The organism is Natrialbaceae archaeon AArc-T1-2, assembly GCF_030273315.1.
Lineage (GTDB): Archaea > Halobacteriota > Halobacteria > Halobacteriales > Natrialbaceae > Tc-Br11-E2g1.
Window position 1 is genome coordinate 1,974,367 of record NZ_CP127174.1, and the last position, 22,316, is coordinate 1,996,682.

At 61.9% G+C, this 22,316-nt stretch carries 17 protein-coding genes and 2 pseudogenes; 17 read left to right on the forward strand and 2 right to left on the reverse strand.

Annotated features, from left to right (window positions below; translation table 11 throughout):
• Window positions 1-2 precede the first annotated feature (2 nt).
• Both QQ977_RS10165 and QQ977_RS10170 read left to right on the forward strand, forming a co-directional pair.
• Window positions 3-926, forward strand: a complete 924-nt coding sequence (locus QQ977_RS10165) for a cation diffusion facilitator family transporter (RefSeq protein WP_285925639.1) — start codon at window positions 3-5, stop codon at window positions 924-926.
• A 58-nt stretch (window positions 927-984) separates the two neighbouring features.
• Window positions 985-1,095 (forward strand): annotated as a pseudogene (locus tag QQ977_RS10170) (endonuclease III domain-containing protein); the annotation flags it as partial.
• A 165-nt stretch (window positions 1,096-1,260) separates the two neighbouring features.
• Here QQ977_RS10170 and QQ977_RS10175 read toward each other — a convergent pair.
• Window positions 1,261-1,707, reverse strand: coding sequence for a pyridoxamine 5'-phosphate oxidase family protein (locus QQ977_RS10175; protein ID WP_285925640.1), 447 nt, complete (start codon window positions 1,705-1,707; stop codon window positions 1,261-1,263).
• A gap of 965 nt (window positions 1,708-2,672) precedes the next feature.
• Between QQ977_RS10175 and QQ977_RS10180 the strand changes: the two genes are divergently transcribed.
• The 7 genes and pseudogenes from QQ977_RS10180 (at window position 2,673) to QQ977_RS10210 (ending at window position 10,410) form a co-directional block, all read left to right on the forward strand.
• On the forward strand, window positions 2,673-4,370 hold the full coding sequence (locus QQ977_RS10180) for a phage tail sheath family protein (protein ID WP_345783330.1): 1,698 nt from the start codon (window positions 2,673-2,675) through the stop codon (window positions 4,368-4,370).
• Between the two features lie 18 nt (window positions 4,371-4,388).
• On the forward strand, window positions 4,389-4,832 hold the full coding sequence (locus QQ977_RS10185) for a phage tail protein (RefSeq protein WP_285925642.1): 444 nt from the start codon (window positions 4,389-4,391) through the stop codon (window positions 4,830-4,832).
• A complete protein-coding gene (locus QQ977_RS10190) occupies window positions 4,829-5,245 on the forward strand; it encodes a hypothetical protein (protein ID WP_430540829.1) in 417 nt (138 codons plus the stop codon). The genes QQ977_RS10185 and QQ977_RS10190 overlap by 4 nt, the downstream gene beginning before the upstream one ends.
• Window positions 5,245-5,391: pseudogene (locus tag QQ977_RS10195) on the forward strand (DUF6760 family protein); the annotation flags it as partial. The gene QQ977_RS10190 and the pseudogene QQ977_RS10195, both read left to right, overlap by 1 nt.
• Window positions 5,392-5,402: 11 nt before the next feature.
• Window positions 5,403-5,882 carry a phage tail protein gene (locus QQ977_RS10200; RefSeq protein WP_285925643.1) on the forward strand — a complete coding sequence of 160 codons (480 nt, stop codon included), beginning with the start codon at window positions 5,403-5,405 and terminating at the stop codon, window positions 5,880-5,882.
• A 2-nt stretch (window positions 5,883-5,884) separates the two neighbouring features.
• Window positions 5,885-8,215, forward strand: a complete 2,331-nt coding sequence (locus QQ977_RS10205) for an ATP-binding protein (RefSeq protein ID WP_285925644.1) — start codon at window positions 5,885-5,887, stop codon at window positions 8,213-8,215.
• A 53-nt stretch (window positions 8,216-8,268) separates the two neighbouring features.
• The gene (locus QQ977_RS10210) at window positions 8,269-10,410 is read left to right on the forward strand and encodes a DUF4157 domain-containing protein (RefSeq protein WP_285925645.1); all 2,142 of its coding nucleotides are present in this window, start codon (window positions 8,269-8,271) and stop codon (window positions 10,408-10,410) included.
• A 98-nt stretch (window positions 10,411-10,508) separates the two neighbouring features.
• On the opposite strand, the gene QQ977_RS10215 is transcribed toward QQ977_RS10210, so the two are convergent.
• The gene (locus QQ977_RS10215; protein ID WP_285925646.1) at window positions 10,509-11,162 is read right to left on the reverse strand and encodes a hypothetical protein; all 654 of its coding nucleotides are present in this window, start codon (window positions 11,160-11,162) and stop codon (window positions 10,509-10,511) included.
• 521 nt (window positions 11,163-11,683) lie between these two features.
• On the opposite strand from QQ977_RS10215, the gene QQ977_RS10220 reads away from it, so the two are divergent.
• From QQ977_RS10220 to QQ977_RS10255, 8 genes are read left to right on the forward strand one after another with little or no spacing between them, the layout of a single operon-like run.
• On the forward strand, window positions 11,684-13,216 hold the full coding sequence (locus QQ977_RS10220; protein ID WP_285925647.1) for a hypothetical protein: 1,533 nt from the start codon (window positions 11,684-11,686) through the stop codon (window positions 13,214-13,216).
• Complete coding sequence (locus QQ977_RS10225; protein WP_285925648.1) at window positions 13,217-13,867, forward strand: CIS tube protein; 651 nt, start codon at window positions 13,217-13,219, stop codon at window positions 13,865-13,867. It begins immediately after the preceding gene.
• On the forward strand, window positions 13,864-14,949 hold the full coding sequence (locus tag QQ977_RS10230; protein ID WP_285925649.1) for a phage late control D family protein: 1,086 nt from the start codon (window positions 13,864-13,866) through the stop codon (window positions 14,947-14,949). Before QQ977_RS10225 ends, QQ977_RS10230 begins: the two co-directional genes overlap by 4 nt.
• Window positions 14,950-14,989: 40 nt before the next feature.
• A complete protein-coding gene (locus QQ977_RS10235; RefSeq protein ID WP_285925650.1) occupies window positions 14,990-15,631 on the forward strand; it encodes a phage baseplate assembly protein V in 642 nt (213 codons plus the stop codon).
• A gap of 5 nt (window positions 15,632-15,636) precedes the next feature.
• Window positions 15,637-15,924: a PAAR domain-containing protein gene (locus QQ977_RS10240; protein ID WP_285925651.1), complete on the forward strand. Its 288-nt coding sequence runs from the start codon at window positions 15,637-15,639 to the stop codon at window positions 15,922-15,924.
• The gene (locus QQ977_RS10245) at window positions 15,921-16,334 is read left to right on the forward strand and encodes a GPW/gp25 family protein (RefSeq protein WP_285925652.1); all 414 of its coding nucleotides are present in this window, start codon (window positions 15,921-15,923) and stop codon (window positions 16,332-16,334) included. Before QQ977_RS10240 ends, QQ977_RS10245 begins: the two co-directional genes overlap by 4 nt.
• The gene (locus tag QQ977_RS10250) at window positions 16,331-20,185 is read left to right on the forward strand and encodes a putative baseplate assembly protein (RefSeq protein WP_285925653.1); all 3,855 of its coding nucleotides are present in this window, start codon (window positions 16,331-16,333) and stop codon (window positions 20,183-20,185) included. The genes QQ977_RS10245 and QQ977_RS10250 overlap by 4 nt, the downstream gene beginning before the upstream one ends.
• A complete protein-coding gene (locus QQ977_RS10255) occupies window positions 20,185-22,308 on the forward strand; it encodes a putative baseplate assembly protein (RefSeq protein WP_285925654.1) in 2,124 nt (707 codons plus the stop codon). Before QQ977_RS10250 ends, QQ977_RS10255 begins: the two co-directional genes overlap by 1 nt.
• Window positions 22,309-22,316: the final 8 nt, after the last annotated feature.

Sequence of the window (22,316 nt, forward strand, 5' to 3'; positions counted from 1 at the left end):
GTGTGACCACCAACGACGACCGCCGGCGGTTCGGCCGCGCTTCCTGGGCGAACGTCGTCGGGAACGCGGCGAAGATCGTCGTCGAGGGCGGAGCCGGGATCGCCTTCGGCAGCGTGGCACTCGTCGCGGACGCGGCTCACTCCGTCGCCGACCTCGTCGCCAGCGTCGTCGTTCTCGTTTGGGGTGACACCCGATTCAGAGATCCCGACGTGAGCCACCCCCACGGCCACGCCCGAATCGAGCCCCTGACCGCGCTGTTCGTCGGTGCGTTGATCGTCCTGCTCGGCCTCAACCTCTTCTGGGAATCGATCACCGGGCTGCTCTACGGCCCCGAAGGGACTTTCAGCTACCTCCTGATCGGGGCGCTCGGGTTCGCGATAGCCGACATGTACCTCGTCTACCGCTACACCGTCCGGGTGAACGACGACCTCGACTCGACGGCGCTCGCTGCGCTGGCCAAAGACTGTCTCAACGACCTCTACACGACCGTCGGCGCACTCGTCGGCGTCGTCGGCCTCGCGCTCGGCTACCCGTCGTTGGACCCGATCGCTGGCGGGCTGGTGAGCCTGCTCGTCGTCTACCAGGGGCTTGCCATCTGCCGGGAGAACACGAGCTACGTTGTCGGAAGCGCTGCGCCAGCGGAACGTCGTGAGCAGATTCGCCGGCGGCTCATGGCCCATCCCGAGGTCGAAGGGGTTCACGATCTCGTCGTCTTCCACGACGGCACCGTCCTCGAGGTCGAGGCCCACGTCGAGGTGCCCGGCGATCGGACGCTCCGGGAGGCCCACGATGTCGAGTCGGAACTGGTCTCGCGGGTGGGTTCGCTCGAGGACGTCGGTGATGTTCACGTCCACCTCGATCCCTCCGGGATCGGCGAGTGGAAAGACGCAAGCGAACGGGGCCGTGGCGACTCCGATCTTGCTTGAGTCAAGCCGCTGTCGTTTTTGGTCGTCGACTCCTACCGATACGTGTGTCCGACGATCCGAATCTGTCGTCAACGTCACCGGCGGGGCTGACGGTGGCGCTGCCGCCACGTTCGACCCGTCGACGGCCGATACTCGTGCCGAGGCAGTCGTCGATCGACTCTGCGAACTGTAAACAGTACGAACAGTGGTGGATCGTCCTGTTCGGGTGCAGGTATCTCCTGTGGTCCGGGATCCGAGGACCACGTGTGGCCCCCGCGATGCCGATGGGTACCTACACGCCAACTGGTCAGTTGCCGTTCGACGTCGAACCGTTGGCTCTCGTCCACTGGACCCATCAGTCGGTGGTCGCTCGTCCGTGGACGTCATCGATCCGGAGTTCGTACCACTCGAACTCGAGTTCCTCCAGCGGTTGCTGGAAGATTTCCCGCGAGGCGATCTTCGAGTAGGCCGCGAACAGTCCCGGCGCCCAGGGCTCATCGGCCGATGAGAGTTCGTGGAGCGTTCCCCGGACGACGACGCTTCGCCAGTCGTCGACAGCGTTCCACTCGTACGTCGAGAGCGAGACCTGGTTTCCCGACTCGATATAGGTTGCCTTCTCGCTATCCTCGCCGAACGAGAGTTGGAGGATACAGCGCTCTCGGGTCCGGTCGTAGCCGAACGACATCGGAATACCGTAGCCGCCGCGTTCGTCACCCATCGAGAGCGTCCCGATTCCCTGTCTCTCGAGGAACGTCGCTACTTCCTCGTCGTCCATCACGGCGCCGTATTTTCCGCTGGACATACGGCACTTCCCATCACCAGGATAATAAATGTATATTGATACAAAAGCCAAAGTCATGACTGTTGACATCGTCGAGGATGAGCGGACAACGCGACTGACATCCTCCACACGGCTAAACAGTAGAACAGCCGCACCGAAAATGTCGGCCATTGTACTGCTCGCAATCAGCACCTTGGTCGATCTGTGGATCGAGTATAATAGGAACACGTCAGCGGGGATGGGGGGTGCCTCTGACAACTGTGGCTTTCAGTAGGAGTGGGAAAAGCACACCAAGTTCGACCTGGTTTAAGTGCCTCTCGTCACAAGATGGAACTATGACGGGAAGCTGTTCTCCCCTGGATTCCTTCGCTCAGTAGCCGCCCGTATCGATTTTGTGTGATCGACCTTATTGATGCTCCGGTGAGGTCATCGAATCCTTCACAAGGGGTTGTTCTCGCGTTGGATACCGCCAAATAGCGGTTCGGCCGACCGTGGTATTGATACTGTCGGTCATGGATCTGTGAACGTGGGTCTGGTTGATTCGTCCGTTTAGCGTGTGTCTGGATGTTCTGTCGCTCATCGTGTTCACGTAGTTATGACCGACAGTATCAGAAGAGTGTGGACGGGCTATCATCGCATCGAGGATGAATCGCAGTTGAACGCTGATCAGCGACGCTATCCGATCCGCAAGCTCACTTCTCCTTTCGCCACGACCGGTGCGTTATCTCCAACCGATCGCTTTACACCAAACCTGGCTTTCAGACTACCATAAAGGTTGGTACAATAATATAAATATTTCGGGAGAAGTTTAATTACAGTTCGGTTAGTCAGTACGGACAGTTATGCAGACCGACAGTTTGAAAGCCATTCAGAGGAGACAATGAACGAGCGTCGACCCTTCTACGAAGAGGGCCGTTATGTCTAATTACTCGACGCCTGGAGTGTACGTTGAGGAGGTTGATCGTGGACCGAAGCCGATCGAGGGTGTGAGCACTAGCACCGTCGGCTTTCTCGGCCAGACCGAACGAGGTCCGACTGAGCCCAGGTTGGTCACCAGTTTCGCCGACTTCAAACGAACATTCGGCGGGTACGCACAGTACAAGCGGGGTGGTCGACTCGAGGGAACCTATCTCGCGTACGCGGTCGACGGCTTCTTCCGGAACGGCGGACAGCAGGCGTACGTCGGCCGCGTCGTCGATGAGGAGGCAGTCGGGGAAGAGGACTACCTCGCGAGCGCACCCATACAAACCGAGTCAGATGGGACCGTCCTGAATGTGTCGGCCGTCGGCCCCGGCAAGTGGGGACAGAACATTGCGATCATCGTCGAGGACGCGAGCAACTACGACGAGGAGAGCAACGACCTGTTCAGGCTCAGGGTCAAGTACTGGGCGGAAGAGTCCGATATTCCCGCACGCGACGAACTGGTAAGCGGCCGCGGCGAACCGAACGGCTCCAACGGCATCGACGACCCCGAGAAGCCAGAGGAGGAGGGCGACCCCGACGTGTCCACGGACGGCGGCTCCACGCAGGCCGATGCGCCAGCCGAGACGACCGAAGTGATCCTCAACGCCTCCGCGGACGTCGAGGAGGTTTACGACGACCTCTCGATTCGGGAAGAGTCGGCCGACTTCTATGAGACACAAATCAATGGCACGTCCAGCCTCATTGAGGTCGAGTTCCAGAGCGAGGGACGTCCACAAACGGTCGTCGAAGCCGAGTGGGAAGATCCCGATAACAAGGATAAAGAAACCGTGGAGTTGCCGAAGGTCGTTCTCCTAGAGGAACCAGAGAAGACGCTTAAAGAGGAGGAGCCGGGCTCCGACATCGAGCGGAATGAGTACGACGGTAGCACTGAAAAGGGCTCGAAGAGTGGTTTGGCCGCCTTCGAGGAGATTGACGACATCTCAATCGTCTGTGTCCCCGACCAAGCGAGGGAATCGCTCGATTTGGCGGAGCCGGTTGCCGAGCACTGCGGACACGAAGATCGTCAGGATCGGATCGGACTGATCCAGGCTGAACGGGGATTCGACGTCGCGGGCGATCCAGAGTTGCCGCTCCGGTCGGAGTACGCGGCGTTCTACTGTCCGTGGATTGAGATCCACGACCCCGTCACTGGTCGCCCAAAGGAAGTGCCACCGGGTGGGCACGTCGCAGGAATCTATGCTCGTAGCGACGCAGAACATGGCGTTCACAAGGCCCCGGCGAACGAGGTCGTCCGTGGTGCCCAGGGACTGGGGATCACGATCACCGACGCCGAGCAGTCGATACTCAACCCCGGAGGGATCAACTGCATCCGTAGTTTCCGCGGGCGCGGCATCCGGGTGTGGGGCGCTAGGACGATGGCCAGCGATCCGTCCTGGAAGTACGTCAACGTCCGACGACTATTCCTGTATCTCCGGGAGTCGATCGACGAGGGGACACAGTGGGCGGTCTTCGAGCCCAATAACGAAGACCTATGGGCGCGGGTCCGCCAGACGATAACCAACTTCCTGCGTGATGTCTGGGAGGACGGCGCGCTCATGGGATCGACGCCGGAAGAGGCGTTTTACGTGAAGTGCGACCGGTCGACGATGACCCAAAACGACATCGACAACGGTCGCCTGATCTGTGAGATCGGCGTCGCGCCGGTCAAGCCCGCGGAATTCGTTATCTTCCGCATCTCCCAGTGGACAGGAGACGAATGATAACTGAGGTACTATAACATGCCTGATACACACGGCCCATTTCGCAACGAACGGTTCCGCTTAGAAATCGACGGTATAGACATGGCTGGGTTCAGTTCCGCAACGATTCCGGAGAACTCGACCTCGGAGATCGAATACCGAGAGGGGAACGATCCGCCGACAGTTCGGAAGCTCTCGAGCCTCAACGAGTACGGCAATCTGTCGCTTGAATCCGGGACGACAGACGCCTCTTATGAACTGTATGAGTGGCGTCAACTCGTTGAGCAGGGGCAACTTGACGAGGCCCGCAGAACGATTGCCGTGGTTCTTCTGAATCAAGAAGGTGACGCGGGCGCTCGCTGGGAGTTCCGACGCGCCTGGCCGCAGGAGTACTCCGCTCCCGACCTCGACGCGACCGGCAACGAGGTGGCTATCGAGTCGCTAGAGATCGTCCACGAAGGAATGGAACGCATCGAGCTATGAGCGGTTCGACGTTGCAGACCGAATTCGAGTTTACGCTCTCGAAGGGCTACGTCGACGACGAGGGGTCGGTCCACCGCGACGGCGTGATGCGGCTGGCGACAGCGGCCGACGAGATCAAGCCGTTGCGCGATCCGCGGGTACAGTCGAACGCCTCGTATCTGACGGTGATCCTGCTGTCGCGAGTCGTAACACAACTCGGCACGCTCGACTCCGTCAATCCTCACGTGATCGAGAATCTCTACGTGTCTGACCTGGCGTACCTCCAGGACCTGTACGAACGGGTTAACGAACGTGGCGCCGACGTCATCGACGCCGTCTGTCCTGACTGTGGCGAGCAATTCGAGGTCGAACACGAACTCGATGGGGAGGTCGCGTCGGGAAACCCAGAGGAAATGGGCAGTCTGGAGGAGTGATGCGCGATCCCGACCGCATTTATCGGGAAGTCGCATTCATCACCTACCACTTCGGTTGGAGTCACGAGACTGTCTTGGAGATGCCCCACTGGGAGCGCAAACGGTGGTGCGAGGAGATCAGCCGGATCAACGAGCGGATGAACGAGGGTGCGTAGTGGTGGCACCAGAGCGTGGGGATCCGGATGAGGGCGAGGATCCGTATGAACGAAAGGATCCGTATCTCGACTACCGATTCACAGTAGAAGTGGATTCGCTAGTCTTTGCCGGGTTCACCGAGGTGACTGGAATCGAACGGGAAGTCGAAACGGAGGAGGTTGAGGAGGGCGGTGTCAACGGCTTCACTCATCACCTCCCGACGGGGTATACGAACTCGAACCTGACGCTCAGCCGTGGATTGACCGACGCCACAGAGCTGTGGGATTGGCTGCAACTATCCGGGGACGAACCGGTCGACCGTCGTAACTGTCGGATTCTGCTGCAGGACACGATGGGTGCTGAGACCTGGGGCTGGGAGGTACACGACGCCTACCCCGTCCGATGGGAGGGTCCTGATCTCGAGGCCGACGGGGGCGCGGTCGCGATGGAGACGCTTGAACTCAACCACAGAGGGATCACGCGGATCGACGGACGACCCTGACAATGACTACGCCCTACGCAAACGAGCGGGCACACCTCCGGGACGAACTTCGACGGCTGGATCTGCTACTCGAGCGGTACCTGTCAGCCTGGCGGACCGAACGCGGAGGGGCCAGCCAGGGCGGTGGCCTCTACGTCTCCGGCGAACAGGTCGATCAGCTCCTCGATGTCGACGTCGGGACGGGCGCCAGCGCCACCGAGTCGAGCGAGCCTACCCACAGATCCCGCCGAACGAGTTCCCCCGGCAGCACACCGAACGGAAGGGACGAGTGCTCGGTGCACTCGAACGCACTCGAGGCAGTCACCGAGGGGATCGAGCAGCGCAGTCACCGAACGCTTGTGGCGGGAACCGAGCTTCGTCTCGTCACGCTCACAGAGCGGTTCGATCTCGACCGGCGAACCCTCGACGCCCTGCTGGTCGCGCTAGCGCCGGAGTTAGACGTCAAGTACGAGAAAATCTACGCCTATCTTCAGGACGACCTCACGCGCAAGCGCCCGACGGTCGGGCTCGTCCTCGGGGTGATCGCGGGATCCGCCGGCGGAGCGCTCGAACATCGCGACTTGTTCCGGCGCTCGCCGCTCGTGACCGACGACCTGGTCCGTCTCTCCGGGCCGGACGATTCGATGCTGTCGCGGTTCGTCGAGATCGACGACCGCGTTGTAGCGTACCTTCTCGGAGACGACGGGATCGATACAGCCCTTGATTCGTTCGCCGAATGCGTAGATTCTGGGCAGCTCAACCGCACGTTCGGTCGGATCGGAGCCGCGGGTCGCGAGGTGGGCCAGTCAAGGACTGACCCTGCAGCTGGCGAATGCGGGGTAGACGGGTGGCCCGACAACACGGATTCGGACGTTCCGTCCGCAGTAGCACGACTGCCGCTCCCAGTCTCGACGCGTCGGGAACTCGGAACGCTGATTGATCACCTGAACGGGGGTGACCCGACCATAGTCCACTTCCACGGGCCCTACGGCGCCGGTCCGCGAATCGCGGTGCCTGCAATCTGTGCGACGCTCGGTTCGCCGGTCGTGACGGTCGACGCGACCCGGCTCCCGTCCGACGGCATCGAGGAGACGCTCGACCTGCTCGTGCGGGAAGCTCGGTTCGCAGACGGGGCCCTGTACGTCTACGACCTGGACAACCCGAACCGCGAATCGGAGGAAGAGCGTCCGGAGCGTCCCGGGACAGTCGAGACGGCACTCCGGCGGCTCGACGGGTTCGGCGGTCACGTATTCCTCTCCGGTCGGGAGCCGCTGTCGTCGCGCCTGCAGACGGCAATCGACGGCCACGAATTCGCCACTCTCGAGTTCGACCGACCGGCGTACGAACTGCGGCGTGCGCTCTGGGAAGCAGTCGACCTCCCGGATGACGTCGACCCGTCCGACCTTGCGGCGAAGTTCCAGTTCACGCCCGGCCAGATCGACGACGCGATGGCCACTGCGCGTGCCTCGGTAGTCGACGGTGATCCGACGCCAGCGGACGTCTACGAGGGGTGTCGTGCCCAGTCCCGGGCGAACCTCGCAGAACTCGCGGGGAAGATCGAGCCGAGCTACACCCTGGAGGACATCGTGTTGCCCGACGATGAACTGGTGCAGTTGCGTGACGTCGTAGCGATGGTCGAGGGGCGTGGACGGGTCTACTCCGACTGGGGGTTCGAAGCCGCCCACCGGGGCGGCAGCGGCATCAACGTCCTGTTCGCCGGCCCGTCGGGGACGGGCAAGACGATGGCGGCCGAGATCGTCGCCAGCGAAACCGGTCTCGATCTCTACCGGGTCGATCTGGCGAGTATCGTCAGCAAGTACATCGGCGAGACCGAGAGCAACCTCCAGCAGCTCTTCGACGAGGCTGCCGCCAGCAACGCCATCCTCTTTTTCGACGAGGCCGACGCCCTGTTCGGCGAGCGGACCGAGGTCAGCGACTCCACCGACCGATACGCCAACGTCGAGGTGAACTACCTTCTCCAGCGGATGGAGGCCCACGACGGCGTGGTCATGCTGGCGACGAATTTCAAGGAAAACGTCGACGAGGCGTTCCGCCGCCGGATCAACGCGAGCGTCGAGTTCCCCTCGCCCGACCGGGAGGCACGCGAGCGCATCTGGCGGTCGATCTTCCCAGTGGAGACGCCGGTTGGTGACCTCGACTGGTCGTTCCTGTCGTCGTTCGAACTCGCCGGCGGCGACATCAACAACGCGGCGCTGCGAGCGGCGTTCAAGGCGGCCGACGACGGCGGCGTCGTGGGGATGGAACACGTCGTCGCGGCGGTGCGCCGGGAACTCGAAAAGTCCGGGCAACTGGTTTCGGCGGACGACTTCGGCGAGTATCGAGAGTACCTATGACCCGACAACGAAAGACCGACGAGCGATCGAGCGACGAGACGGTTCGGGACCGAGTGACGAGCGAGCGGATCTCCGAGGAGGCCAGCGGGCACCTGGACCGGGTGTCGAACAGGACCGCCGCGGTTCACCGTGCGGTCGGAAATCAACACGTCCGACGGCTCCACTCCGAGCTAGAGACTGAATGGAAGGTGAGTCAAGAGTCGACGTGGCCCTCACAGCGGGCGAGCAATGCGGTGATTGATGACGACCCCGAACGGCCGACGGAGCGGTCACTACACGCGCGCGAAACGCATTTCCAGCCGAAACTGGACATGTGTTTACCAAACGACCCTGCGGAGAAAGAGGCCGAGAGAGTCGCTGAGCGGGTGGTGGAGATGGAACGTTCGGGCGAGTCCCAGACGAAAGACCCCCGGACAGCGGGCCAGAAGTCGGGTGCTGGCGCGACGCTCTCGGAATCTGCCGACAGACCAGCGGGTGGCCGCGAGGTGTTCGGGGCGACCGAGGCGACAGTTCGACGCGGCGTTCGGGGGGGCGGAAAGCCGTTGCCGACACAGCTCCGGGCGCGTTTCGAAGCCCGTTTCGGAGCGGACTTCTCCGACGTAAATGTCCATACGAACGCTGTTGCAAACGAGGCGGCCAGAGCAATCGGCGCCGAAGCGTATACGCTGGGTTCGGATATCGCGTTCGGGACCGGGAAATACAGGCCCAGTTTGACCTCTGGCAAGAAGCTGTTGGCTCACGAACTCACCCATGTCGTACAACAGAACGGCAGCGACGTCAACCGCCGTTTGGTTGCAGATACCCTGCACCGGCAGGTCTCCTCGAGCTCGTCTGGGTGGGTGGTCGTCGACGAATCGATCGGAGAACGGTACCCAGTCACCACACACGGGAACATCGTCAGTGTCAGTCTCCCGGATACCACTATCGGCGTCCACAGTCTGGGTGCCCTGGAACGAGAACTGGAGTTGCACGAGCACTCGTATTCCCTGCAGCGACCGGAGGCTGATCAAGCAGGTGACCTTGACGACCGGTCAGGTGACGAAGACACAGACGAACGGACGAGCCAGGAGGAACAACCGGATCGCAGCGCGGAACCGGTCGAAGAAGAGACAGTCCACGTGCTCGAACCCGACGGCACACACAGGGAAGTCCCAATCCGCCAGGCCCGGATCGTGTCCCGACGGATCAAGTGGGAAATCCGGGAAAATAACTACGCCGCTCTCAGGACTGCGTTCGGCCTCTACGAAGCGCTGGAAGACCAGGCCGGATTCGTCCAGTTCATCTCGGCATCCCGGGGCGGGGCCGAAGCTCCCGACATGGAGAAAGGCGAATGGGCGCTGGAGCGATTCGAAATGGCGATGGAATCCGCCGCGATCACCGAAAGCCACGGTGTCAAATCGATCAATTTGCAGAACGCCAAACGCCTGTACGAAAACGCCGAAGGCCCGGCCCAGGAGATCCACGACCAGATTTACGAGTATCGAGACAACGTGATAGGTGGCGCGGAATCCGTGGCGGACGACGCGAGGATGGTTCGAGACGTCAGTTTCACCGTCAACGCCGCTCTCGCGACCGGTGGGGTCGGTGCGGCCGGGAACGCGGCCGGATGGAGCGCCACACAGATCGCGGTCGCACAGGCAGGGACTGCGGGTACCTTTGCCGCGGTCAGCGAGGGTTTCGAGTACTCCGACGAACTGGTTGCGAACCCCTCAAAAGAGTTCAATTGGAGGGAACTGTCTGGTAGAGCGCTGAGAGAGTTTTTCATCGCTGCCATCACGGAACTCGCTGCCGGGAAGGTCAGGGACACGCTACGTGCCACATTCTTCGACTCGGCCGATTTCGGGGCCTTCCACGACTCGATGATCGACGTGGCCAGTTCTGTCGACAAGTCCATCGGAAATCTGCACGTCGAGTTCGTCAGAAGACAACTCGTCGAAATGTTCGCCGATCTGGGCGAAGACCTGATCGAACAGAGCCTCGAAGGATTGATCGATGGCGTAGTGGAGGCAGTCACCGCCGAAGGACAGATGATAAGCGTAAACGACGGACTCGAGGCGTTTGCCGAACAGTTCAAGAACTGGAACCCTTTCCGGGCTCTCGTCGAACAGCGAATCATAGCGTCCTTTGAGCTCCTTGGATTCGACTTGGAACTGGAAGACGAAGGTGTGGATGTCGTCGATCTACTCGACGTGTGATCGCCTCCACCCGGCTTCGTTACCGAGTCGCCGATCGATCCGGTCGCTCCAGGGGAACTCGGCGGTGTACGACACCCACACGTTCGTGCAGTCTCCAGTCACCCCAGCCGATCGGCCAGTTCCTGCGAGAGCGCGTCGGAGGTCGTCACGTCGCCGTCGGTGCGCTCGATCAGTCCCACGTCCTCGAGCACGCGGAGGGTAAATTCGATCTTGTCCACGCTCCTCTCGGGGGATAGCTCCCCCGTGAGCACCTCAGCGTCGTCGGGAACCGGTTCGGTCTCGACAACGTACGCCAGCACGTCGACGTGTCGGTCCCTGTGACTATCGTAGATCTGCCGTCCTTCGCGCTCGCCGAACTCGTCGAGCAGTTCATACAGGAGAGACTCGCGCTTCGGTTCGGGTTCCTCCGGTTCCTCTGGCTCGGGTTCTGTCGGCTCCTCCGGTTCAGTCACATCGGTCGCTCCAGAACCGTCGACAGATCGGCGGTTCAAGAGGTAGACGACTCCAGGAATGATCGCGATTCCCCAGAACATGGACGGAAAGATGTAGAGCCATCTGCTCTCGGGCCAGCCCGTCTGCTCTGCCAGCTGCTTGCTGTCGATGTACAGAGCGATCGGGAGCAACGGCCAGGAGACGAGGAATATCAACAGTAACGTGCCCCGACCGAGAGCATCAATCCAGAGATGAGCGACCAGAACGATCCAGCCGGCGGTAGCGAGGATCGCCGCGGCGTGCCAGCCGGCGGAAGGCACCTCATTGTTACCCTCGCGCCCGCCATCGGTCGCTACGATAGCCGAGGAGTCGCGACTATCCGACCTCGAACGACACACCCTGCAGACGCCGTTATCCGATTCCACCTCCACACCGCAGTTCAGACAATGTTTCATTACAGACCATTCTCACTTTCTATATAAATAAGTTGGTTTGATTAGTGTTCGTTGGCCGAATCGCCACCGGGGTCGGCTTCACGTCTGTGATTCGATGGCCGGTTTGCGAGGATCCTTCCTGATGCGTATTCTGGGGTTGTGAATTGTCTGAACGAAAAGTATTATAATAGGAGAATGTGAACAATGGACAGACCATTGAACAGTAAGCCGCTTCGACTGTTCCCGGCAAGTCGCGGGGTATTTGAATGAGCGATCCGTCACGGGTCGACGGAGTCCCCCGGTTCGCCAGAGACGTCACAATCAGTTCGACCCGATCAGACCATACACCGCAGGGTCACAATACCCTCAGGGTACTGTCTCCGTTCGGCGGCCTGTTATCTCTGACTTTGGGCGACACCGACGAGCAGGCACCCGACCTCTCGTATCTGACGCTGGAGCAAATCGTCCACCGGACGGTTGTGACAGAACAGTCGAACCGCGATGGACGTGTTCCCGAAGCAACCGCCGAGGCAGGAACAGCCGGTGTCAACAGTACTGCCCGCACCGGAGATGACCTCGACGTTTCGGAGGCCAACGAAGCGTCCGAACCGCTAGTCTACGAGGTTCTTCGGTCGGGCAAGGGCTCTGACGATGTCGGCTCCAACCGTCACTCGACTGATGCCACCGACGCCGAACCGGGCAACGTCTTCGACGGTCCCAAATCGATTAGCGTCTCGTCGTCCGATCCGGAGAGCACGACAGCCTTCTCATCTAATAGCCCTGAATCAGGGTTGGATACGACGACTGCGGACTGGTCGAACGAGTCGATCGAACCCGGCGACGGCGGACCTATCGACCGACGAGTCGACGACGGAGCCGCAAGAACAGTGGCGAACCGTCCAGGGAGCGCGACAGGTCAGTCGAACCGCAAGGGACGTGTTCCCGAAGCGACCGCCGAGGCAGGAACAGCCGGTGTCAACAGTACTGCCCGCACCGGAGATGACCTCGACGTTTCGGAGACCAACGAAGCGTCCGAACCGCTAGTCTACGAGGTTCTTCGGTCGGGCAAGGGCTCTGACGATGTCGGTTCCAACCGTCACTCGACTGATGTCACCGACGCCGAACCGGGCAACGTCTTCGACGGTCCCAAATTGATTAGCGTCTCGTCGTCCGATCCAGAGAGCACGACAGTTTTCTCATCTAATAGCCCTGAATCAGGGTTGGATACGACGACTGCGGACAGGTCGAACGAGTCGATCGAACCCGGCGACGGCGGACCTATCGACCGACGAGCCGACGACGGAGCCGCAAGAACAGTGGCGAACCGTCCAGGGAGCGCGACAGGGACTGAACCGACCTCGCCGAACACAGACGAGTTCCCATCGAACACGGACCGTTCGTCGGGAGGGATGACCCGAACCGCGTCCGATCCCTCCGAATCCGGCAGTAACACGCCGGAGTTAACGACCCGACAACTTCAACCCCGGAACGAGACTCCCAGTGAGACGGCGAGAGCGACGGAATCGGCCGGATCGTTCAGTCCCATCCGTACCATCGAACCACCGGACTCCGCGGCGACGGCGGATCGAACGTCTGCAGAGACGCCTGGGATGTTCGGTGCCGAACCGACCTCGGATCGGTTGGCGACCAGTGAGCCGCCGCTCACGGTACGCCAGTCCCGGGAAAGCGAGCACGGACATCGGTCCGACGACTGGCCCTCCCAGTCGAACCGCGGGCAATCAGACCGTACGCGTTCGATCGAGCCCGGGAAGTCGGTACAGGACCGCGGGTCGCCGCCAGAGTCCGACGGCGCGTCCGACAGCTCCGACCCCGTGCAGTTGCTCAGGTCGGGTGGCCCGCGCCGGAACGCGTTCGTAGACGAACTGTACCGAGCACTCGAACGCAAGCGCGCTATCGAACGGGACCGGAGTGGTCGGTAAATGTCGTCAGCGCCCACGAGTTCCGATCTGCAGAAGGCCCACATCCAGGTGCTCGACGAGGACGGCGAGTCGAAAGAGGAGATTCCAGTCCTGTTTAATCCCTCGGAGTACAGCACGAGCAAATCAATCACCTACGAGGACCAGAAGATCGCTGGCACGACGACACCGGCAACGCAGTTCTCCGACGGGGATGCGGAGACGCTTTCGATGACGCTGTTTTTCGACACGTACGAACGCTCCGAGGATGTCCAGAACCATACAGACCAACTCGACCAACTTCTGGAACTGGACAGCGAACGGCACGCCCCCCCGGTTTGTCGGTTCGTCTGGGGGGAGTTCATGTTCAAAGCAGTTGTCGAGAGCCTCGATAAACAGTTCACGATGTTTCTCCCGGAGGGGACCCCGGTTCGAGCCAGCGTCGATGTACAGTTTAGGGAGTATCGACCGCCACGGGAACAACGAAAAGAGAAGCCGCTCCACTCGACCGACAAGACGACGACCTGGCGGGTGATCGAAGGTGACACGCTGCCGAGAATCGCTGCCAAAGAGTACAATGACGCCGGAAAGTGGCGGCCAATTGCTGAGCGAAACGACATTGAGACTCCCCGTGATCTCGACCCCGGTACAGTGTTGGTGATTCCGCCACTATGACGGACTTCGAAGCGCTCGAGGAGAAGTACGACGGCTTCGATCCACCACGATTCAAAATCGAGGTCGGAGATCATACGTTCACCGACGCCGACGCCCGGATCGTCGGCATCTCGATCGATACGGCGCTCTCGGAGACCAACCGGGTCGAACTCACCATCGATGGCGGGTTCGATCCCGGATTAGGCGAATTCGCGGAAGTCGACTGGGACTGCTGGACGATCGGCACGCAGCTGGACGTACGCATGGGGTACGGTGACGAGCTGGAGAAGCTATTTCACGGCGCGATCGACTCGGTCCAGTCGCGGTTCTCGACGGAAGGCGGTGCCGTCTTGCAGATCAGTGGGCTGGACCCGAGAAATAAACTGATGGGAAACGAGGTCGACGACTCCTGGGAGGACACGACCGTCGGAGCGGTCGTCGAGGACGTCCTCGAGACAGGGGAGTACGACTTCCCCGACGTGAACGTCGAAGGGGTCGAGGGGACGGGGAAAGACCGGATCGGCGGGGGCGACATGGTAGGCGAGACCCCTGGAGATCTGACGGTGGAGAAAGTGTTCCAGTCCGACGAGAGCCACTACGACATCCTCTCAAAGCTCGCTGACAGGTTCGGATACGAACTGTTTTTCCGGGGCGAGACATTCCACTATCGGCGTCCGCGGTGGCACGCCGAACCGGCTCTGGAACTCGAGTACGGTCGCTCCCTCCGTTCGTTCGCTCCGTACCTGCCGGGGAACCGTCGGGACGTGGGAACGGTCGTAGTGACCGATTCCGAGGGCACGTCGAAGGAGCCGATCAGCGGCGAGGCGAGGCGGGAGGAGGGCGAGGAGGTCGTCGAGCGAACAGCGCGCGTGGGATCCGAGGTCGAGGCCGAGGCGCACGCCCACGCCGTCCTCCGAGAGCTCACGCTTGGACCGACCAACGAGGCGGAGGTGCTGGGGCTTCCGGACCTTCGGATCGGACGGCCCATCAAAGTCACCGGTGTGGGCACATTTTCGGGAATCTACTACGTGGAGGAATCGACCCACCGGCTCGACAGCGCGGGATACACGACCAAAGCTACGGTACGAACGATCGACGCATGAGTAGAAACAGTCGATACCCGAGGAGAGGAGTGATCGATACATGAGTACGCCGGACGAACCGGCCGGCCGCGGAGAAGACGTGTTCACCGGCGTCACTGTCGGAATCGTCACAAACAACGAGGACCCCGAAGGGCTGGGCCGCGTCAAGGTCACTTTCCCGTGGCGAAGTACCGATGACGAGACCCTGTGGGCACCGGTCGTGGCGCCGATGGCCGGCGACGAGATGGGGACGTACTTCCTCCCGGAAGTAGACGACCGCGTGCTTGTCGCCTTCGAACGTGGAGACTTCCGATACCCCTACGTCGTCGGGTCGCTTTGGCACGAGAACCATGCACCGCCAACCGAGAACGAAGGTGACAACGACATTCGCACGATACGATCGCGAAGCGGCCACCAGCTCAGCTTCGATGATGACGAATCCGAGGGGAAGGTCCAGATCGAGACGGCGGCGGGCCATACGATCACGCTCGACGACACCAGTGGAAGTGAAACGATCAAGATCGAGGACAGTTCGGGGGCCAACCGGATCGAATTCAACCCACCGTCAAACGAACTGTCGATCGAGAGCGACGGAACGCTTTCGATCGACGCGATGGCGATCGAGATCAGCGGAACAGGGAACGTCTCGATCGAGGCCGGCGGCGTGTTGAGCCTCGACGGAATGCTCATCGAACTAAACTGATACCAATGCCACCAGCTGCACGAGTCACCGACGCGACCGCACACGGATCACCCCTGTCGGGGCCGGGGAGCCCGAACGTGCTGATCGAGGGATTGCCTGCCTGGCGAGCGACCGTCGACTTCCACGCCTGTCCGATCTCGGATCCGAGTCCCCACGTCGGGGGTGTCGTCCCGACCGGGAGTTCGTCCGTCCTCATTAACGGCGTCCCGGCGGCAAGAATGGGGGACACGATCGCGGAGAGCGGTCCACCCAACACGATCGTAAGTGGCAGTCAAACGGTGATCATCGGATGACCCGCACTCCTGATTCTGATCATGAATTCCTCGGGCGCGGCTGGGCGTTCCCGGTCGCGACGACTAGCGGCGACGTCGATCTCGCGAGCGGCGAGCGGACTATCGAGGAGTCTATTCGGGTCATCATCGGGACCGCAAAGGGCGAGCGGATCATGCGGCCCGATTTCGGGTGTCGGATCCACGAGTACGTGTTCGAGACTATCGACACGTCGACGAAGTCGTTGATCGAGACCGCGGTCGAGGACGCTCTCGTCGAGTGGGAACCGCGGATCGACGTCGAGAACGTCACCGTGTCGACTGACCGACTCTCGACGGGCGAACTCATGATCAGTGTCGACTACACGGTTCGGGACACCAACAACGAGCACAATCTGGTGTATCCGTTCTATGTAGGGAGTGAACGATCATGAGCGACGGACCGGATATCGACGGGCGGAGTCGCGACGACGTGGCAGAACGCGCCCGGTCGATTGCACCGGCGTACGCCGATGAATGGGAGCCACATGAGGACGGTCCCGGAACAGTGCTCCTCGAGCTGTTCGCAGACATGGCTGGGGATGTCGTCGAACGACTCGACCAAGTTCCGGAGAAACATCGCATCTCGTTTCTGGACACGGTTGGGTTCGACCGCGACCCGCCCCAGTCGGCAGAGGCACCGGTTCGCTTCGAGATTGCCGACGGCGCGGACGACAACGTGCGCGTTCCCAGCGGCACGCAGGTTACTGCGGGTGCGACAGACGACCGCCCCAAGCAGGTCTTCGAAATCGAGGACGGGTTCGAGGCGACGCCGGCTAATCTGGAGCGAGTCTACAGTGTCGATCCGGCCGAGGACGTTATCGTGGAACACACGCCTCTGCTGACCGACCGCTCGAAAACCGAACTCTTCTCCGCAGAGCCGCCGCAACGGCCCAACCGTCAGCGACACGCCCTCTATATCGGCCACGAAGACCGTCTCGACCTGGGACCGGGTGCGAGTCTGGAGCTGGTCGTCGACACTCGGGCCACCGAGGACACGCTCGAGACGCTAGTATGGGAGTTCTTCGGGACGCGGGGCGACGAGGAGGGATGGCACCCATTTCCGGGATCGGTTGACGTCCAGCAGCTCGTCCACATCGAGGAATTCGTCGAAGCATTGGACTTCGAGACGATCGACCGGTACGCCGCTGCCGGGGACGCCGCGTCGATACTGGCGTACTTCGACAATCGCCTCGCCGAGTTCGGTCTCCGGGAAGTGTTCTACAGGAGCGATCCGGAGGAGACGGTCTCGCGAATGTTTAACCTCGAGCCATCCGACTGGCAGGCCCTCGTGGAAACGCCCACCGTCCAGCTGGTCGTCGACGTACAGATTTTCCTACAGGAAGTCGATTACGGGTCGATCCACGGGTACCTGACTGGCGAGGGGACCCAGCCGCTACTCGAGTATCTATTCGATCGCATCAGTGATGTCGGTCTCGAATCGGTCCCGAAACCGGGCGATACGAGGAACGTGCTCGCGAGACTGCTGGCTGAAGAAACGGAAGGGGGTTCGTTCCCAGAGGTCCCCGATACCAGGTTAGTAGTCGACGTCGAAGATGTTCTTACCGACATCGATTCCCCCGTATTCCCACGGCGCATAACTGACGAGGACATCGAGTCCGCAACCGAACGTATCGAGCAGCGCCTGTCCCAACTCGGTCTCGATGGGGTCGTGACTACTACCGAACCAGATGACGATTTCTCGGGGCTACTCCAAGACGTGGTCACAGAGAGCGAACTCCGGCGTGTTCTCGAGACATCCCATCCACACTTGGTGATCGCCGATCGACCCGGCACAAGCAGGCGGTGTCAGTCGTTGCAAATCTCGCTGATGATGGACGCTGACGGATCCATTGCAGAGACAACGGTCGGCGACACCGAGAGCCGTTGGCTCCGGTGTCGGGTACCACCGGATGTCGACGAGTCAGACCTGTTCGACCTCGTGGTCGGCTGTCGAGGGCGATCGGAGAACGACGACGAGTACTCGCCGATCCGGTTGGCTGCGAAGGCGACCGAGATCTCTCCCCAACGACTACTCGCAAACGACGTTCCACAGCCGATCGAATCCGACGACGGGTCCGCGGAGATAGACGACGAAATTCGGCCCTTCGGTGACCAGCCGCGGATTCAGGACGCATTCTACGTCGCCTCACGGAACGCGTTCACGAAGGGTGGGACGGAGGTATCGATTACGTTCAACGGCGACGGGGTCGAAGAGCTCAACACCGAGGACGACCCCAGGTTGTCCTGGGAGTATTTCGACGGTGACGGCTGGAATCGCATCTTCGACGTCGAGGACGGGACCAATCAGTTCCAGCGGTCGGGTGACGTTACGTTTTCCGTCCCGTCGGATCTGGAACCAACTAGCGTCGCGGGCCACGAGCATCACTGGATCAGGATTCGGCTGATCGGTGGCGATTACGGGGGAATCGTGGCGAGGGAAGCGGACGGTGAGTGGTCGACTGCGACCGCTTACGACCCGCCTTCCTACGACGAGATTTCGCTTTCTCTCTCCGCTGACGAGTACCGGAATCCGGCGAATGTCCTCTCGGAGAACAATCTCGAATACAGCCTGGACCTGATTGGGGAAGGAACCGACCAGTTTCGCCCGTTCCTGGGTCGCCCCGAGGACGGTCAAACGCTCTATCTCGGCTTCGACGCCCCGCTCGAGGACGGGCCGGTGAACGTGCTCGTCGAGCCGACCGATCAGACGTACCCCCGTTCGTTCGAGCCCCGGGTTCGATGGGAGTACCGCGTGGACGGGTCGGACGATTGGATTCGCGCAGACGTCGTGGATGGATCGGAGGGACTGACTCAGCTCGGACTCGTGACGCTGGGATTCGACGAACCGACCCGACGAAGTCACCTGTTCGACGAAGAACTCCACTGGATCCGGGCGCGGGTCACCCGAGAGCAGTTCGGAGACGGGGAGACGAGGCAAACCCATCAATCAGGTGACTCGACACCCTCCGGTGTTCCGGACCCCTGCGAGACGACCGTCAGGACGGCCTCTCCGACGGGGCCGCCGGGGCTGCATCGACCCATCCTCCAGTCGGTCGTCACGAACGCGGCCTGGGCCCGGAACGAGCACACCACCGAGGAGGAGATCGTTGGCTCCAGCGACGGCAGCGCGAATCAGACGTTCGCGGTCTCGGGTCCGCCGATCCTGGACGCGTCGGTCTGGATCGATGAGAGCACTGCACTCGGTCCGACCAGCCGTGGAGAACTGCTCGAGCAACTGCCGGACCGTGTCGACGTCGTCGGTGATCCCGAAGGCGACCCGGTGGCCGTCTGGGTCGAGTGGAGCCGCCAGCCACACCTGTTCGAGTCCGACGGTGCAGATCGACATTACGAACTGGATCCGGTAGCGGGTCGAATTACCTTCGGTGACGACACACGGGGAAAGATTCCCCCGGAGGGAACCGACAATGTCAGGATCACCTACACCACCGGAGGTGGATCCGGTGGGAACGTCGAACCAGGAGCCATCGACGGACTGCGGCGTTCGATCCAGTTCGTAAAAAAGGTCGAAAACCCCCTCGCCGGTACAGGAGGCGTCGACGTCGAGTCGACCTCGGCCGTCGGCGAACGAGCACCGAGAACGCTCCGTGATCGGGGACGCGCCGTCACGCCGGTGGACGTCGAACGAATCGCGAGAACGACATCTAGACAGCTCGAACGCGTGCGCTGTCTGCCGGGGATGGACATCTACGGCGAGGAGACGCCGGGATGGGTGACCCTGATCGTGGTTCCGGGCGGGCCGGGTGACCGACCACTGCCGTCCGCGGCACTGAAACGACGTGTCAAAGCAGTGGTAAGCGAGCAAGCGCCGCTTGGACTCGACGAGTCGGACCAACTCGTCGTCCGCGGGCCGAGCTACGTAGCGATCGACGTCGATACCACGGTCGTGTTAGCCGGCGGTGAAAGCCTGAGTCGAGTCGAGGAGACGATTGAGCGGCGGGTGTCGACGTTTCTGGACCCGTTGTCTGGGAGTCCAGATGGCGGTGGCTGGCCGTTCGGCCGGCTCCCCCGCCCATCTCACCTCTACGGACTCTTAGAGAACGTCGAGGGCGTGGACTACGTCGACAATCTCGTGTTGCAGGTACAGGGAGACGACAGGATCCACGAGGTACGGGAGGGCGAGCCGCCGCCGGGCGTGGCGGCGGACACGCTCGTTTACAGCGGTTCTCACGAGGTCGTCGCACGCTTCGGGCAAACGGAGCGACCGAATCCGGAGGGGTCCTAATGGGACTTGATCCGCCGACGCTAGACGACCGAAGTCACGAGGAGTTGCTGGAAGCCGCAAAGACCAGGATTCCCACGCTTACTGACGAGTGGACGGATCACAACGCCAGCGATCCCGGCATCACCATTCTCGAGATGCTCGCCTGGATCGCGGAGTCGGATCTCTACCAGCTGGATCGGGTCACCGAAGTCCACGTCCGCAAGTACCTCCAGCTGCTCGGTGTCCAGCCACGGCCGCCACAGCCGGCGACGGTCCGGCTGTTGGTCGACGAGGACGAGGTGGCGGAGCCGACCACGATCGGGTCCGGCGACCGCCTGACTGTTGAGGACGATACCGGTGTCACCGTCCCGTTTGAGGCGACGACGGACCAGCGAGTGACGCCGGTCGATCTCGCATACGTGATCCCGTCTCCGAGTGGCGGGGCAGCCCAACCGGTTGAGAACGATCTTGGATCCCAGGGATTCTTCCATGCGTTCGGCGATCGGGCCGAACGGGGAAGCGCACTGTATCTCGGGTTTCAGTCCAACCCGTTCGAACGAGCGGACGGGCTTGACCTCCACGTCGACTTCCACGAGGAGAACCTCGCCAGTCCCTCGGTCCACGGATCGCCAGCTGTGACCGTTGAGCCAACCCGCCCGGGCGGCGTCGGTCACAGACGATCGAGAACAGACGACGCTTGGTCGAACCGGATCGATTCGGAGCAGTCCGATTCGGAGACGACCGATGAGACGGAGCAGTTCCCGCTGATCGAACGCGTCGGCCCAAACGGGGCGGACTTCGATCCAAGCGTCGAACTCGAATGGCAGTACTGTACGAGCGTGCAAAGGTGGATGGACGACGACAGCTGGGCGACGTTATCCGTCGAACAAGACAAGACGAACGCGCTCTATCGAGGTGGTCGGATCGTCCTGGACGCCCCGTCGGACGACGGGCCGCCGCTCGACGAGGGGTTGATTCTCGGAACCGTCGGCGTAGACGCCTACTGGGTGCGGTGCGTGGTCACCGAGGCAGGGTACGAGGTCCCGCCTCAGTTGAACTGGATCCTGCCGAACGTGGTGACGGCCCGGCAACAGCGAACTGTCCGCGAGGAACCGCTCCGCCGAGCCGACGGCGGGGCTCGAACGACTGCGCGGCCGAACCAAGAGTTCGTCTTCGAGCAGTCGCCGGTCCTAGCGGCGACGATAACTGTCGGAAACGAACGGTGGACAGAGGTGCCAGACTTTGCGGCGTCCGGGCCGGACGACACCCACTACGTCCTTGATCGCTCGCGGGGCGTGGTCCGATTCGGCGACGGGATCACGGGCACGGTTCCGATGGCAGACCAACCGGTCATTGCCGACCGCTACGTTCACGGCGGCGGAACCGGCGGGAACGTCTCCGGAGCCAGCGACTGGCAGTTCCTTGGTCGCGACCTACTGGTGTCGCCGCTCGAAGAGGCGGCCGGCGGCAGGGACGCCGAATCGCTCGATTCGGCCCTGGCACGGCTCAGGCGCGACCTCCAGCGTCCGTACCGGGCGGTCACGCGCGATGATGTCCGCTACGTTGCCGAGCACACACCCGGATTGCGGTTCGGTCGAACAGCAGTCAAACTAGACGAGCAGTCGACCGGCCCGGAAAACGACCACGGCGCCCACGGGACAATCCAAGTGGTGGTCGTCCCGGAGAGTACACGGCGCCGTCCACGACCGAGTGAGGGATTCCTCGCCGCCGTCCGCGAGAACCTAGAGCGGCACCGTCTGCTGACCGACCGGATCGAAGTCAAGGGGCCCGAGTACGTCGGTATCCGCGTGTCTGCAGAGGTCGAACTCGCGGAGGGTACCGACGAGAACCAGCGGATCCAAGCCATCAAGGAGACGCTCCGAGCGTTCGTCGATCCGCTCTCGGGCTTCGACGGCGACGGCTGGCCGTTCGGTCGGCCGGTGTACACGTCCGAGTTGCACGAGCGAATCGGTTCCGTCGAAGGCGTCGAAGTAGTCCACGACCTGTCGATAACGGCCAGTGGGTCACACGAGCGCACTCACACGGGCATCGAGATCGGTCCGGAGTCGCTGGCGTACTCGCTAGATCACGAGGTCAGAATCCGACGAGCCGGCGGGAACCGACGTGGGGGGTGGGGTCGATGACTGGGTCG